Annotated in this window: 14 protein-coding genes; 5 read left to right on the top strand and 9 right to left on the bottom strand. The window is 72.6% G+C overall.

Going from position 1 to position 14,235, the window contains the following annotated elements:
- The first annotated feature begins 1 nt into the window (after nt 1).
- A complete protein-coding gene (locus ABZ915_RS20140; RefSeq protein WP_361805114.1) occupies nt 2-445 on the top strand; it encodes a DUF6314 family protein in 444 nt (147 codons plus the stop codon).
- Between the two features lie 190 nt (nt 446-635).
- Here ABZ915_RS20140 and ABZ915_RS20135 read toward each other — a convergent pair whose 3' ends face one another.
- From ABZ915_RS20135 to ABZ915_RS20125, 3 genes are all read right to left on the bottom strand, one after another.
- Nucleotides 636-1,229 (bottom strand): histidine phosphatase family protein, encoded by a 594-nt coding sequence (locus ABZ915_RS20135; RefSeq protein WP_361804504.1) that lies wholly within the window; start codon nt 1,227-1,229, stop codon nt 636-638.
- Between the two features lie 53 nt (nt 1,230-1,282).
- The gene (locus tag ABZ915_RS20130; protein WP_361804501.1) at nt 1,283-1,735 is read right to left on the bottom strand and encodes a GNAT family N-acetyltransferase; all 453 of its coding nucleotides are present in this window, start codon (nt 1,733-1,735) and stop codon (nt 1,283-1,285) included.
- Nucleotides 1,736-1,824: 89 nt separating this feature from the next.
- Nucleotides 1,825-3,258: a PLP-dependent aminotransferase family protein gene (locus ABZ915_RS20125; RefSeq protein WP_361804498.1), complete on the bottom strand. Its 1,434-nt coding sequence runs from the start codon at nt 3,256-3,258 to the stop codon at nt 1,825-1,827.
- On the opposite strand from ABZ915_RS20125, the gene ABZ915_RS20120 reads away from it, so the two are divergent.
- Both ABZ915_RS20120 and ABZ915_RS20115 read left to right on the top strand, forming a co-directional pair.
- Nucleotides 3,257-4,177, top strand: a complete 921-nt coding sequence (locus tag ABZ915_RS20120; RefSeq protein WP_361804495.1) for a DMT family transporter — start codon at nt 3,257-3,259, stop codon at nt 4,175-4,177. The two genes, ABZ915_RS20125 and ABZ915_RS20120, sit on opposite strands and share 2 nt — an antisense overlap.
- A 13-nt stretch (nt 4,178-4,190) precedes the next feature.
- Entirely contained in the window at nt 4,191-4,397 is a 207-nt protein-coding gene (locus ABZ915_RS20115; protein ID WP_361804492.1) for a DUF1918 domain-containing protein, read from the top strand.
- A 4-nt stretch (nt 4,398-4,401) separates the two neighbouring features.
- On the opposite strand, the gene ABZ915_RS20110 is transcribed toward ABZ915_RS20115, so the two are convergent.
- Complete coding sequence (locus ABZ915_RS20110) at nt 4,402-5,625, bottom strand: family 10 glycosylhydrolase (RefSeq protein WP_361804489.1); 1,224 nt, start codon at nt 5,623-5,625, stop codon at nt 4,402-4,404.
- Between the two features lie 177 nt (nt 5,626-5,802).
- On the opposite strand from ABZ915_RS20110, the gene ABZ915_RS20105 reads away from it, so the two are divergent.
- A complete protein-coding gene (locus ABZ915_RS20105) occupies nt 5,803-6,675 on the top strand; it encodes a 3-hydroxybutyryl-CoA dehydrogenase (protein ID WP_361804486.1) in 873 nt (290 codons plus the stop codon).
- A 195-nt stretch (nt 6,676-6,870) separates the two neighbouring features.
- A complete protein-coding gene (locus tag ABZ915_RS20100; RefSeq protein WP_361804483.1) occupies nt 6,871-7,128 on the top strand; it encodes a hypothetical protein in 258 nt (85 codons plus the stop codon).
- On the opposite strand, the gene ABZ915_RS20095 is transcribed toward ABZ915_RS20100, so the two are convergent.
- The 5 genes from ABZ915_RS20095 to pheS form a co-directional block, all read right to left on the bottom strand.
- On the bottom strand, nt 7,125-7,661 hold the full coding sequence (locus ABZ915_RS20095) for an NUDIX hydrolase (protein WP_361804480.1): 537 nt from the start codon (nt 7,659-7,661) through the stop codon (nt 7,125-7,127). The genes ABZ915_RS20100 and ABZ915_RS20095 overlap by 4 nt on opposite strands.
- A gap of 57 nt (nt 7,662-7,718) precedes the next feature.
- Nucleotides 7,719-9,059, bottom strand: a complete 1,341-nt coding sequence (locus ABZ915_RS20090; protein WP_361804477.1) for a transcriptional regulator — start codon at nt 9,057-9,059, stop codon at nt 7,719-7,721.
- Nucleotides 9,060-9,190: 131 nt separating this feature from the next.
- Complete coding sequence (locus tag ABZ915_RS20085) at nt 9,191-10,321, bottom strand: PP2C family protein-serine/threonine phosphatase (protein WP_361804475.1); 1,131 nt, start codon at nt 10,319-10,321, stop codon at nt 9,191-9,193.
- A 185-nt stretch (nt 10,322-10,506) separates the two neighbouring features.
- On the bottom strand, nt 10,507-13,020 hold the full coding sequence (pheT, locus tag ABZ915_RS20080; RefSeq protein WP_361804472.1) for a phenylalanine--tRNA ligase subunit beta: 2,514 nt from the start codon (nt 13,018-13,020) through the stop codon (nt 10,507-10,509).
- Entirely contained in the window at nt 13,020-14,141 is a 1,122-nt protein-coding gene (gene pheS / locus ABZ915_RS20075; RefSeq protein WP_361804469.1) for a phenylalanine--tRNA ligase subunit alpha, read from the bottom strand. The genes pheT and pheS overlap by 1 nt, the downstream gene beginning before the upstream one ends.
- Nucleotides 14,142-14,235: the final 94 nt, after the last annotated feature.

Here is a 14,235-nt window from a genome sequence, read left to right as displayed (position 1 = left end):
GATGGGCGAGTTCTGGCCCGTGGCGGACGTGCTGGAGCATCTGGCCGGGCGGTGGCAGGTGGAGCGCACCGTGCGGGATCTGGCGAGCGGGGACGAGGGGCTGTTCCGGGGGACCACCGTCTTCGGCCCGCTGGAGGGCGGCGGCCTGCTGCACCAGGAGTCCGGCACCTTCACCTGGCAGGACGTCCCGCGGCCGGCCGAGCGCACCCTGCGGTTCCTCCCGGGCGCGGCGCCGGGCACGGCGGACGTACGGTTCGCCGACGGGCGGCCCTTCCACGAGCTGGACCTGACCTCCGGACGCTACGTGGCCGACCATCCCTGCGTGGCGGACCTCTACCGGGGCGAGTTCACCGTCCGGGACGCCGACCACTGGCGGACCGTGTGGCGGGTGGGCGGCCCCGCGAAGGACCTCGTCCTCACCACCGACTACACGCGCGTGCGCTGAGCCGGTACGGACTCATGGCCGGGGCCGGCAGGGGGCGGCGCTGCTCAGGCGCGGGTGTTGCGCCGATACGTCGTCGAGCGGACACTCCCGCGGTCGGCGCCGGACACGACGGACCCGCGGTTCGCCCACGGGCCGCGCTTACGCCGAGCAGGCGGGCGATCCCGCCGAGGGACCTCGCGCTCGGCGCTGCTCAGGCGCGGGTGCGTTGGGCCGATGCGGGGTCGAAGCGGAGGTTCCAGCGGCCGGCGTGGCCTGTGACGGTGGTGGTGGACAGGGGGCGGACGTCGATGTTCCAGAAGGTCGAGGGCGGCGCCTTCAGGGCGTAGACCAGGGCGGCGCGGATCACCGCGGGCTCGGCGACGGCGACTACGCGGCCGCCGTCGTCGACGGGGCGGGTGTCCAGCCAGCCGCCGACGCGGGAGATGAAGGCCAGCAGTGACTCGCCGCCGTGCGGGGTGGAGCGCGGGTCGGCGAGCCATGCGTCCACCGCCGCCGGCTCCCGGGCCATCGCCTCGCCCAGGGTGAGCCCGCGCCAGCGGCCCATGTCGCAGTCCCGCAGGGCGAGCTGCACCAGCGGGGCGTACCCCAGGGCGTCGCCGGTGGCGCGGCTGCGCGGCGTCGGCGAGCAGTAGCGCAGCTCGGCCGCCGCGAGCGGCAGCAGTTCCCTCGCGACCCGCTGCACCTCGTCCCAGCCGGCCTGGTCCAGCTGCCGGTCGTCCTCGAAGCGCTCGGCGAGCAGCGGGGCACTGCGCGCTGCGGCGACGAACGTGACCCGAAGTTGCATGCGGTGATGGTGAGCCGCTCGAGTAAGCAGGTCAAGAGGGCGTTACCCGGGAGTTACCGAGGGCGTGCCGCCTCGAAGCCGTGCACCATCCACTGGTCCGGACGGTCCAGCGGCCGGAACCCCAGCTTCTCGTAGACGCCGTGGGCGTCGTCGGTGGCGAGCACGAGGCGGCGCAGCCCGTACGGCCGCAGGTGCTCGCGGATGGCGCCGACCATCGCCGTCCCGAGGCCCTTGCCCCGCACCGACGGGTCGACGTACACGTCCGCGAGCCAGCCGAACAGCGCCTCGTCGGTCACCACGCGCGCGTACGCCACCTGCTCTCCCGATGCCGTGTCGTACACCCCGAAGTTCAGCGAGGCCGCCATCGCGCGCTCGTGCTTCTCGCGGGGGCGGTCCGTCGCCCAGTACGTGTCGGTGGACAGCCAGCCGTGGACGCGGCCGACGTCGACGCGTTCGGAGTCGGCGGAGAACTCGTAGCCTTCGGGGAGGGCGGGTGTGTCGGTCATGCCGCGAGACTCGCAGGGCGGGAACGCCGGTGTCGAACGGATTCCCCCCAGGGGACCCAGAAGCGGGGACACAGGAGCGCGGTCCCGCTCTACAGCACCTCGTCGCACGCCGTCCGCAGCCGCCGTACCCCCTCCGCGATCTCCCCGGTCCCGGCGACCGCCGCGAAGCTCAACCGGACGTGGGCCGCCGGGGGCTCGGCGCTGAAGTACGGGCGGCCGGGGGTGATCGCCACGCCCGCGCGGAGGGCGGCGGACATGAGGGCGGACTCCTCGGTGCCGTCGGGGAGACGGAGCCAGAGGTGGTAGCCGCCCGAGGGGATGTGCGGCAGGGCGAGTCCGGGCAGGTCGCGGCGCAGGGCGGTGGTCATCGCGTCCCGGCGGGCCTTCAGCTCGGTCGCGACGGTCCGCAGATGGCGGGGCCAGGCGGGCGAGCCGACGAGTTCCAGGGCCGCCTCCTGCAACGGGCGGGGCACGAAGAAGGAGTCGACGACCTGGATCGCGCGCAGGCGTTCCAGCACCGGCCCCCGGGCGGCCAGCGCGCAGACCCGGAAGCTGGGCGAGGTCACCTTGGTCAGCGAGCCCACGTGCACGACGACGCCGTCGGGGTCGTCGGCGGCCAGCGGGCGCGGCAGCGGGCCCGCGTCCGCGTGCACCAGGCGACGTACGAAGTCGTCCTCGACCACGAAGGCGCCCGCCTCCCGGGCGATGCCGAGCACCTCGGCGCGCCGCCCGGGGGCGAGCACGGCTCCGGTGGGGTTCTGGAACAGGGGCTGGCAGACGAACACCCGGGCGCCACTCGCCCGGAACGCGTCGGCGAGCAGCTCCGGCCGCACCCCGTCGGGGTCCACCGGTACGGGCACCGGGCGCAGTCCGGCGGCGCGGGCGATGGCCAGCATGCCCGGGTAGGTGGGCGACTCGACGAGCACCGGCGCGCCGGGCGGGGCGAGCGCGCGCAGCGCGGTGGCCAGCGCGGACTGACCGCCCGCCGCGATCAGCACCTCGGCGGCGGTGACGGCCCCGCCGATGCCGCGCGCGAACCACTCCCGCAGTTCGGGCAGCCCCTCCAGCGGCGGCCGGCCCCAGGCGCCGGGGCGCCGCCCGGCGCGGGCCAGGGCCTCGGCCATCGCCCGCTCCGGCTGGAGCGAGGGGTGCAGATAGCCACCGCTGAACTCCAGCACGCCCGGTGGCGGGGCGGCCAGCGAGACCGTGACCCCCGAGGCGTCGACGGTGCGCGGGACGAGTTCGGCGGCGCCGTCGGCGCTGAGCGCGACCTCCTGCCAGGAGGTGTCACCCGTGGCCGGGGGCGCACCGCGCGAGTGGGTGCGGAAGGCGCCGGCGCCGGGGCGGGTCACGACCAGGCCCTCGGCGACCAGCTGCGCCAGCGCCCGTGAGACGGTCACCGGGCTCACCCGGTACCGCTCGACCAGGGCCCGGCTCGACGGGAGCTTTCCACCCGGAGAGTAGCGGTCGAGTTCCCGTCGCAGCTGATCGACCAGCTCGGTGACGCTGCTACGCTGTTGCATGAGAGTACAGAGTAGCGCTACTGCCGCGCCCCCGATAGCGGTCACCACTCGCCGGCGGCGTCCCGGCCTCGGCGGCACCCTCCAGGCCGCCCTCGGCGTGCTCGCGTTCTCCCTCACCTTCCCGGCCACCGCCTGGGGCCTTCAGGGGTTCGGGCCCTGGTCGCTGGTGGCGGTGCGGAGCGTGCTCGCGGCGGCCATCGCGAGCTGCTGCCTCCTGACCCTGCGCGTCCCCTTGCCCGCGCGCCGGCACTGGCCGGGGCTCGCCGTCGTCGCCGCCGGAGTGGTGCTCGGCTTCCCCCTGCTGACCACCCTCGCCCTCCAGACCTCCACCACCGCGCACGCCGCCGTGGTCGTCGGCCTGCTCCCGCTGACCACCGCGCTCTTCTCCGCCCTGCGGATGGGCACCCGGCCCTCCCGGACCTTCTGGGCGGCGGCCCTCGCGGGCGCGTGCGCGGTCCTCGCCTTCACCGTGCAGCAGAGCGGCGGCGCGCTGACGGCGGCCGACGGCTACCTGGCCGGCGCGCTGCTCGTGTGCGCGGCCGGCTACACCGAGGGCGGCCGGCTGGCCCGGGTGATGCCGGGCTGGCAGGTGATCGGCTGGGCGCTGGTGTTCTGCCTGCCGCTCACCGTCCCGGCCGCCGCGCTGGCGCTGACGTACGAACCGGTGCACCTGACCGCGCACGGCGTGGCCGGGCTGCTGTGGGTGGCGGCGGGCTCGCAGTTCCTCGGGCTGGTCGTCTGGTACCGGGGCATGGCGGCCATCGGGATACCGCGGGCCAGCCAGTTGCAGTTGGCGCAGCCGCTGCTCACACTGGTGTGGTCGGTGCTGCTGCTGGGCGAGCACCTGACGGCGGCCGCCCCGCTGACGGCCGCCGCCGTGCTCGTGTGCATCGCCGTCACCCAACGGTCGCGATCGTGAGGAGGACCTGCAGATGCGCGCATCCGTGGGCGACCAGCTTGTCCAGCACGGCAGGGTGGTTGGCCAGCACGACCAGATTTCGGTAGTCGTCGAGGTGATGGGTACGGAGGGCACCCCGCCGTACCGCGTCCGCTTCCCGGACGGTCACGAGGCCGTGATGTCCCCCGGTCCGGACTGCCAGGTCCGGCACCGGGAACAGGAACACCAGACACAGCAGTAGGGATTCAGCGCGGTGGCGTCGCCGGCTGCCGGTAGTGGTCGGCGACCACCCGCGCCATCGCCCCGATCGGGTCCTTCGCGATGTCCTGCGCGGCGAAGAAGACGTGGCCGCGCACCTTCGCGTACCCGGCGGCGAGAGTCAGGTGCCGGGACAGCTCGACCGGGTCCTGCCAGGCCGAGGGCTGCCCCGCGGCACCCGCCTTGTACAACGCCTCGCCGAGGTAGAGGTGCGTCTTCGTGCCCTTGGCGACGTCCGCCCACCAGGCGACGAGCTTGGCGTAGTCGGCGGCGGCGAAGCCGATGTTCCAGTACAGCTGCGGCACGATGTAGTCGATCCAGTGCTCGCGGACCCACTTGCGGGTGTCCGCGTGCAGGTCGTCATAGGTCTGCACGCCCGCCCGGGTGTCCGAGCCCCGCTCGTCGGTCGTGGCGTTGCGCCACACCCCGAACGGGCTGATCCCGAACCGGGTGCCGGGCCGCACCTTCTTGATCCGGGCCGCGGTCTCCCGCACCAGCCGGTCGATGTTGTCGCGGCGCCAGGCGGCACGGTTGTCGAAGTCACCGCCGTACGCGTCGTACGCGGCGTCGTCGTCGAAGGTCTGCCCGGCGACCGGATAGGGATAGAAGTAGTCGTCGAAGTGGACGGCGTCGACCGGGTACTTCGCGACCGCGTCGAGCATCGCGTCCTCGACGAAGGCACGCACCTCGGGCAGGCCCGGGTTGTAGTAGAGCTTGCCGCCGTACGGCACGACCCAGTCCGGGTGCCGGCGGGCGGGGTGCGAGGTGGCGAGCTTCGTCGGGTCGGTGTGGCCCGCGATCCGGTACGGATTGAACCAGGCGTGCAGTTCCAGCCCCCGCGCGTGCGCCTCGGCGACGGCGGTGCCCAGCGGGTCCCAGCCGGGCGCCTTCCCCTGCGTGCCGGTCAGGTACTGCGACCACGGCTCGTAGGGCGAGGGCCACAGGGCGTCCGCGGTGGCCCGCACCTGGAAGACCACGGTGTTGAGGCGGTCGCGGACGGCCCGGTCGAGGTGGGCGATCAGCTCCGTGCGCTGTTCGGCCGCCGTGAGGCCCGGGCGCGAGGGCCAGTCGCGGTTGCTGACCGTCGCCAGCCACACGCCCCGCATCTCGGTGGCCGCGTGACGGCGGCGAGGTGCCGCGGACGCGCCCTGCGCCATCGTCAGCGTGGACAGCGCCGCCAGCGCGAACGCGCGCCGTGACACCTGCCTCATGGACCCCATGGAGATACCCCCATACGCTGCGGATCCGCTCCGTCACGGATCGTCTCGCGCCCAAGGATGCCCCTACCCGGACGATCGATCATCGATACTTGGGAGTAACGTGCACGATCGGAGCAGGAGCGGAACCCGGAGCACCTGCCTCAGCCGTTGAGCAGCGAAGGGGACGACGTGACGGACATCGCCGGAGACATTGCGCGGGTCGGGGTGGTGGGCTGCGGCCAGATGGGAGCGGGCATCGCCGAGGTGTGCGCCCGCGCCGGGCTGGACGTGAAGGTCGCCGAGACCACCGGCGAGGCCCTGGAGATCGGCCGCACCCGGCTGTTCAACTCCCTGACCAAGGCCGCCGAGCGCGGCAAGATCAGCGAGGAGGAGCGGGACTCCACGCAGGCACGGCTGAGCTTCACCACCGACCTCGGCGAGTTCGCCGACCGGGACCTGGTGATCGAGGCCGTCGTCGAGAACGAGCAGGTGAAGACCGAGATCTTCCAGGTGCTCGACCAGGTGGTGACCCGGCCGGACGCGATCCTCGCCTCCAACACCTCCTCCATCCCGCTGGTGAAGCTGGCGGTCGCCACCTCGCGCCCCGACCACGTCATCGGCATCCACTTCTTCAACCCGGCACCGGTGCAGCAGCTCGTCGAGGTGATCCCGGCGCTGACCACCTCCGAGGGGACGCTCGGCCGGGCCCAGCTCTTCGCCGAGAAGGTGCTCGGCAAGCACTCCATCCGCGCCCAGGACCGCTCCGGGTTCGTCGTCAACGCGCTGCTGGTGCCCTATCTGCTGTCCGCGATCCGTATGTTCGAGTCGGGCATCGCGAGCCGCGAGGACATCGACAACGGCATGGAGATGGGCTGTGCCCACCCGATGGGCCCGCTGAAGCTGGCCGACCTGATCGGCCTGGACACCATCGTCTCCATCGCCAATTCGATGTACGCCGAGTACAAGGAGCCGCTGTACGCCGCTCCCCCGCTGCTCCAGCGCATGGTCGAGGCGGGCCGGCTGGGCCGCAAGACGGCGTCCGGCTTCTACACGTACGGCTGATTACAAGCTGCGACGCCCTGATGTGCCCGGCACTCGATTCGGTGCCGGGCACATCTGTTTCACTCCCCGTGTGCGCGCCGGGCACGCATATGCCCGTCGCACACGCTCCCCACGCGCCCACCAGGCGAGTTCACTCATCATGCGCATGCAAGGGATGCGGAAACACCACGTTCGACTACGGAAAGGAGTGGATCCGTGACCGCCGATCAGGAGCATCCCGTGGTCCATGGAGAACTCGCAGAGTTACGTCGCCGCCTGGATGTGGCCTACGCCCGCGTGGAGGGCGGGCTCGCCCTGCTCAGCCACCGGACCGAGGAGACCGCGAAGGAACTGGACGAGCTGAACACCCGCATGATCTCGCTGGAACACGCCCGCTGGCCACTGCCCTCGATTGCCGCACTCACGGCCCTGGGAGCCCTGGTCGTGACGATCTGGCAGGCGCTGGCCCACTAATCATCGGCGAGCCTGAGGTGATGCAGCAGTAGTAACGCGGCCGCCATGTTGGCGGCCGGGACCTCCCCCCGGGCGACCATGTCGGGGACGAGCTTGAGGGGGACCCATTCCCGGCGGTCCGACTCGAAGTCGTCCACGGGATGTCCGACGTACTCGCCCTCGTCGGCCCAGTAGATGTGGTGCCGGGCGTCCGTGAGGCCGTTGGACGGCTCCACGCTCATGAGGTGGTGCAGGGGTCCCGGCCGCCAGCCGGTCTCCTCCTCGAGTTCCCTGGCGGCCGCGCGCGCGATGTCCTCGCCGTCCTCGACCACCCCCGCGGCCAGTTCCCATCCCCAGCTGTCCGTGATGAAGCGGTGGCGCCACAGCAGGAGTACCTCGTTGGCCTCGTTGACCACCGTGGCCACGGCCACCGGCCGCAGCCGTATGAGGAAGTGGTCGAGGTGCCGGCCGTCCGGCAGCTCGACATCTGCGAGATTGACGCTGAACCAGCGGTTTGCGTACACAGTTTGTTCGTTCTGTTTCGTCCACTGCACGGTTCTGCCACCTTCCGCCGAGTAAGTGGCAATATCGCAGCAGCGTGTCTCCTGAACCTACAGCGGTACGCGCAGTGCCCCGTCGATGAGTTCGGCGGCTTCGGCGGTGCCCGCGCAGCCACTGCGCACGAGGTGTTCACGTACCGCGCGCAGTCTGTCCCGCAGTCGCTGGGACTCCATGCCCCGGGCCTGCTCGGCCATCTGCACGGCCGTGGCCACCGCCTTGTCCGCGTTGCCCTGCCGGACTTCGATGGTGCTCAGCATGGCGAGCCGGTGCACCCGGCCCCGGTCGTGGGCCGGGTTGTCCACGGCCGCCGCCGCGTGCTCCCGGGCGGCGGCGAGCTCCCCGAGGCTGAGCAGCGCCTCGGCCACCTGTACGTTGACCAGGCCCGGCTGGACATAGCCGGTCTCGTCGGGCTCGTACCCGCGCCGGATGCGTTCGGCGGCCGTCTCCGCCCGCCGGATGCAGGACAGGGCGCTCGTGCCGTCGCCGAGGTGGGCGTACGCCTTCGCCTGCATCGCGTACAGGTCGGAGGCGAGGGCGGGGGTGATGTGCCGGCCGGCGGCACGCAGCGCGGCCTCCGCGAAGGCGACGGCCTGCCGGTACTCCCGCATGAACAGCGCCTGGTTGACCAGCAGCGCGATCACATACGCGCCAAGCCCCCGGTCGCCGCTGGCCTTCGCCAGCCTGAGCGCCTGGTGGAAGTAGCGCTGGGCGAGCCCGTGCGCGTCGGAGTCGTACGCGCAGATACCGGCGATCGCCACCAACCCTCCCGTGGTCCGGTGCAGTTGGCGGCCGGTGGCATCGGTGTAGCTGCCGCGCAGCAGCGGGGCCGTCTCGGCGTTCAGGAAGCCGACGATGCGGGAGCGGGTCGCTATGCCACCGGCCTTGCGGTACATCTGCTCGTAATGGGTGCGGGCGGCGCGCAGCATCTCGATGTCGGCCGGGGTGACCCGGTGCCGGCCGCCGCGGGAGACGTCCACGTCCTCCGGCGGGTTCTCCCATTCCCACACCGGCATCACGGCGGGCGTGCCGGTGACCGCGGGGGCGCCGAGGATGTGCGGGCGCTGCTGTTCGTCGGAGCGCCACAGGGCGGTGGCGCGTTCGACGAAGCCGGAGAGCGAGGTGCCGTGCGGGACGCTCGGTTCGCCGGGCACGCCGAGGCCGATGTCGTCGAGGGTGACGGACCGTTGCAGCCGGGCGGCGAGCACCTCGCAGATCAGGTCGGGTACTTGGCCGCGTGGCCGCTGTCCCTTCAACCACCGTGCGACGGCGGTGTGTTCGTACCGGAGCGCGAGACCGCGCGCCCGGCCCGCCTGGTTGACGTGGGCGGCGAGACCGGCGTGCGAGATCCCGGCCTCGTCGAGGATCGCGTCGAGCAGAGTGTTGGGCTGCATCAAGGCCCCCCGGGTGGCTCGGTGAGCGCCGCCTTCGTAGGGTAGTGGGTCCACCTTCACACGGGGTGTGAACGGAGTGCGCGAATCCGGGCTGTGTGCGCGGTGTCGCTCAGCGTGTCCGGCCGGTTGACTTAACTGCCTCGCAAGAGGCCGGCCGGGCCGCCGGCTCCCCCTCGAAAAGCGGTGGCCTGGCCGTTGGCGTCGGCACCCGCGGTCCAGGGACGGGGGTGGCGGTCGTTGCGCAGTACGAGCAGGGCGACGTCGTCCGCCGGGGTGCCGTTCGTGTGGCGGAGCAGGGCGGTGAAGACCTTGCGCAGGATCGTCTGCGGCGTCACGGAGTGACCGCCCGCGGCTTCCGCCAGCACCGTCGGCAGGGAGAAGAACCGGCCCCGCGCGTCGCGGGCGTCCTCCGCGCCGTCGGTGAACAGGACCAGGGTCCCGCCCGGGAGCAGACGGCCGCAGGGCAGGGCGGGCAGGTCGGACGGGAGCGGGAAGGGGCCGAGCGGCGGGAGGGGATCCGCTCGCACGAGGGGCTCGACCCGGACACCGCTGAGCAGGTACGGCCATGGATGGCCGCAGTTCAGGGCGTGGATCTCGCCGTCGTGACTGATTTCCAGGAGCAGTACGGTGACGAACTCCTCGGCGACGGGTGGGTCCGGCTCCAGGCCGCTCGAGGGATGTTCGCTCCGGGCCCGCTCGCGGAGGTGGCGGGCCAGGGCGCGGTCCAGGCGCCGCAGGACCTGGTCGAGGGCGGGCTCGTCGTGGACGGCCTCGCGGAAGCTGCCGAGGACGGCGGCGACGGTGCCGATGGCGGACAGGCCGTGGCCGCGCACGTCGCCCATGACCACGCGTACGCCGTGTTCGGTGGCCACCGCCTCGTAGAGGTCGCCGCCCATGGCCGCCCCGCGGTCGGCGGAGAGCTGCGCGGCGGCGACGCTCAGGCCGTCCACGCGCGGCGGAGGCGGCCGCAGCAGCACGCTCTGCGCGGCGCCCGCGACCCGGCGGGCCTGCCTGAGCTCGCGCAGGAGCGTCCGGCGGACGTGGACGACCAGGCCGGTGCCGACCGCGAAGAACACGGCGCTGGTGGCGATCCGGGCACCGAGCCCGTCCTGCTGGGCGGTCGGGCAGGTCAGTTTGTAGCCGATCGCCAGGGCCCCCCACCCCGTGGGCAGGGCCAGCGCCAGCGCGCGGCGCAGCGGCCGGCGGTCGGACCGGCGTACGTACCCCTGACGGGTGGGTGCGCGTGCCTTGATGCGGATCATGCCGATAGTCCCCCATGCAGGCCCTGACGGAGCAGATCGGACCGGCCCCGAGAGGCCGGTCCGATTCTGTCGACGTCATGGCCCGGGAGGGCCGGATCACCCGGAGTTCTCACCCGAATGAGTGAGCACTCAGCGGACTCCTGCATTTATGCAGGTGAGGCGCCCCGCGAGGGGGCGCCTCACAGCTAGCTCCGCAGCGCCGCTCCCGTGCGCTCGCCCGCGAGAGCGACCGCCGCGTCGCGGGCGGCGGAGGCCTCGTCCACGGTCAGCGTCCGGTCCCCCGCGCGGAACCGCAGCGCGTACGCCAGGGACTTCTTGCCCTCGCCCAGCTGCTCGGCGTTCTCGTAGACGTCGAACAGGCGGATGGACTCGAGGAGTTCACCGGCGCCCTCGCGCAGCGCGGCCTCGACGTCCGCGTGCGGCACGGGCCGGTCGACCACCAGGGCGACGTCCTGCGTGGCGACCGGGAAAGTGGAAATGCGCGGCGCCTGCGGGGTGCCGTCGCCGACCGTCTCCAGGGCGTCCAGGTCGATCTCCATGGCGGAGCTGCGCTCGGGCAGGCCGAGAGCCTTCAGCACGCGCGGGTGCAGCTCACCCGCGTGGCCCACGACCCGTTCGGTGCCGTCCACCACGACCGCGAGTTCGGCGCAGCGGCCCGGGTGCCACGGACCGTACTGGCCGTTGCGGACGATCAGCTCGGCACCGGCCTCGCGGGCGACGGCGCGGGCTGCCTCGACGGCGTCGGCCCAGTCGGCGGGACGGCCCTTGCCCCACCAGCCGGCCTGCTCGCGGGCCCCGGCGAGGACGACGGCCACGTGCCGCGGCTGGTCGGGCAGCGCGGCGTCGAGCCGTGCGAGCTCCTCGTCGGTGGGGCGCCGGTCGACGGGCAGGTGCCCGGCGACGCGCTGCTCCTCACGCGGGTGGAAGACCAGGCCCGTCTCGAACAGCGCCAGGTCGTGCGAACCCCGGCCGGCGTTGCGCCGCAGCGCGGCCAGCAGGCCCGGCAGCAGCGTCGTGCGGAGCGCGGGCTCCTCGTCGCTGAGCGGGTTGACCAGCTTGACGACGCGGCGGGCCGGGTCGTCGGCCTCCAGTCCGAGCTGGTCGAAGGTCTGCTCGGCGACGAAGGGGTAGTTCGGCGCCTCGACGTAGCCGACGCCGGCCAGCGCCCGGCCGACCCGGCGGTGCAGCCGCTGGCGGTGCGTCAGGCCGCGGCCCGAGGGGGGCTTGGGCAGCGTGGAGGGCAGGTTCTCGTAGCCCTCCAGCCGGATGACTTCTTCGGCCAGGTCGTTGGGCTCGGCGAGGTCGGGCCGCCAGGACGGGACGGTGACGATCAGCTCGTCCTGCCCGTAGACGTCGCAGCCGACGTCCTGGAGACGGCGTACGACCGTCTCGCGGCCGTAGTCGACGCCCGCGACCTTGTCCGGGTGGTTGGCCGGGACGGTGATGGTGTGCGGCGCGGACGGCGCGATGACCTCGGTGACGCCCGCCTCGGCGGTACCGCCCGCGAGCAGCACCAGCAGGTCCACCGTGCGCTGGGCGGCGGCAGCGGCGGCCTGCGGGTCGACGCCGCGCTCGAAGCGACGGGACGCCTCCGACAGCAGCTTGTGGCGGCGGGCCGTACGCGCGATCGCGACGGCGTCGAAGTGGGCCGCCTCGATGACCACGTCGGTCGAGGCGTTGTCGAGGTCGCCGTGGTCGGCGATCTCCGTGTTGGCGCCGCCCATGACTCCGGCCAGGCCGATCGGACCGCGCTCGTCGGTGATGACCAGGTCCTCGGCGTGCAGCTTGCGCTCGACGCCGTCGAGGGTGACGAGCTTCTCGCCCTCCTCGGCCCGGCGCACCCCGATCGTGCCCTGGACCAGCTGCCGGTCGTAGGCGTGCAGGGGCTGGCCCAGCTCCATCATCACGTAGTTGGTGACGTCGACGGCGAGCGAGATCGGGCGCATGCCGACCTTCTGGAGCCGGCGCTGGAGCCAGATCGGGGAGCGCGCCTCGGGGCTCAGGCCGGTGACGGTGCGGGCGGTGAAGCGGTCGCAGCCGTACGGGTCGGAGACCTGGACCGGGTAGCCGAAGGCGTTCGGGCCGGGTACGTCGATGAGCGCCGGGTCGCGCAGCGGCAGGCCGTAGGCGATGGCGGTCTCGCGGGCGACGCCGCGGATGGACAGGCAGTCGCCGCGGTTGGCGGTGACGGCGATGTCGAGGACCTCGTCGACCAGCTCAAGCAGCTCGATGGCGTCCTTGCCGACCTCGGTCTCCGGGGGCAGCACGATGATGCCGTGGTTGCCGTCGTCGCCCATGCCCAGCTCGTCGCTGGAGCAGATCATGCCGTGGGAGGTCTTGCCGTACGTCTTGCGGGCGGCGATGGAGAAGCCGCCGGGCAGGGTGGCACCCGGCAGGACCACGACGACCTTGTCGCCGACCGCGAAGTTGCGGGCGCCGCAGACGATCTCCTGGGGCTCGCCGGTCCCGTTGGCCCGGCCGACGTCGACGGTGCAGAAGCGGATCGGCTTCTTGAAGCCCTCAAGCTCCTCGATGGTCAGCACCTGGCCGACGACCAGCGGCCCCTTGAGGTCGGCGCCGAGCTGCTCGACGGTCTCCACCTCGAGACCGGCCGAAATGAGCTTGGCCTGGACGTCGCGCCCGGTCAGAGTCGCCGGCAGGTCGACGTACTCCCGCAGCCAAGAAAGCGGGACCCGCATCAGATCTCCATCCCGAACGGCCGGGTGAACCGGACGTCACCCTCGACCATGTCTCGCATGTCCTCGACGTTGTGGCGGAACATCAGCATCCGCTCGATGCCGAATCCGAAGGCGAAGCCGCTGTACTTCTCCGGGTCGACGCCGCAGGCGGTGAGCACCCGCGGGTTGACCATGCCGCAGCCGCCCAGCTCGATCCAGCCTTCGCTGGAGCAGGTGCGGCAGGGCCGGTCGGGGTTGCCGACGGACTCGCCCTTGCAGACGTAGCAGAGCATGTCCATCTCGGCGCTCGGCTCGGTGAACGGGAAGAAGTTCGGCCGCAGCCGGGTCTTCATGCCCTCGCCGAACAGCGACTGGACCATGTGGTCCAGGGTGCCCTTGAGGTCGGCCATGGTCAGGCCCTCGTCGACGGCGAGCAGCTCGACCTGGTGGAAGACGGGCGTGTGCGTGGCGTCCAGCTCGTCGGTGCGGTAGACGCGGCCGGGGCAGATCACGTAGACCGGCAGTTCGCGCCCCAGCAGGGAGCGGATCTGGACCGGCGAGGTGTGGGTGCGCAGCACGACGCCGGACTCGGTGCCGCCGTCAGGGCCCTGCACGAAGAACGTGTCGGCCTCCCCGCGCGCCGGGTGGTCCGGGCCGATGTTGAGGGCGTCGAAGTTGAACCACTCGGCCTCGACCTGCGGGCCCTCGGCGACCTCGTAGCCCATGGCCACGAAGATGTCCTCGATCCGCTCCGACAGGGTGGTGAGCGGGTGGCGGGCGCCGGCCGGGACGCGGTCGTGGGGCAGCGTGACGTCGACCGCCTCCTCGACCAGCACGCGGGCATCCCGCTCGGCCTCCAGCTCGGCCTGGCGGCCGGCGAGCGCCTTGTTGACGGCGCCGCGGGCCATGCCGACGCGCTTGCCGGCGTCGGCCTTGGCGTGCGGGGGCAGGGCGCCGATCTCGCGGTTGGCGAGGGCCAGCGGGGAGGCGGGGCCGGTGTGGGCGACCTTGGCCTCGTGGAGCGCGTCGAGGGAGTCCGCGGCGGCGAAGGCGGCGAGCGCCTCGTCCCGCATGCGCTCGATCTCTTCCGGTTTCAACGCCTCGACCTCTACAGGGTCGTACGACTTATTCGGTGCCGACATCTCTTCCCGTGCTTCCGATTGGCTGGCTGGTGTGCCCCGTCTTCGACCCGGACCTGGACGATCCGTCTCTGGTTTTGGACACAAAGGTGCCAAT

This window comes from Streptomyces sp. NPDC046915 (genome assembly GCF_040644935.1).
GTDB lineage: Bacteria > Actinomycetota > Actinomycetes > Streptomycetales > Streptomycetaceae > Streptomyces.
Note: the sequence above shows the minus strand (reverse complement) of the source record. Positions and strands in the feature narration are given on the sequence as shown.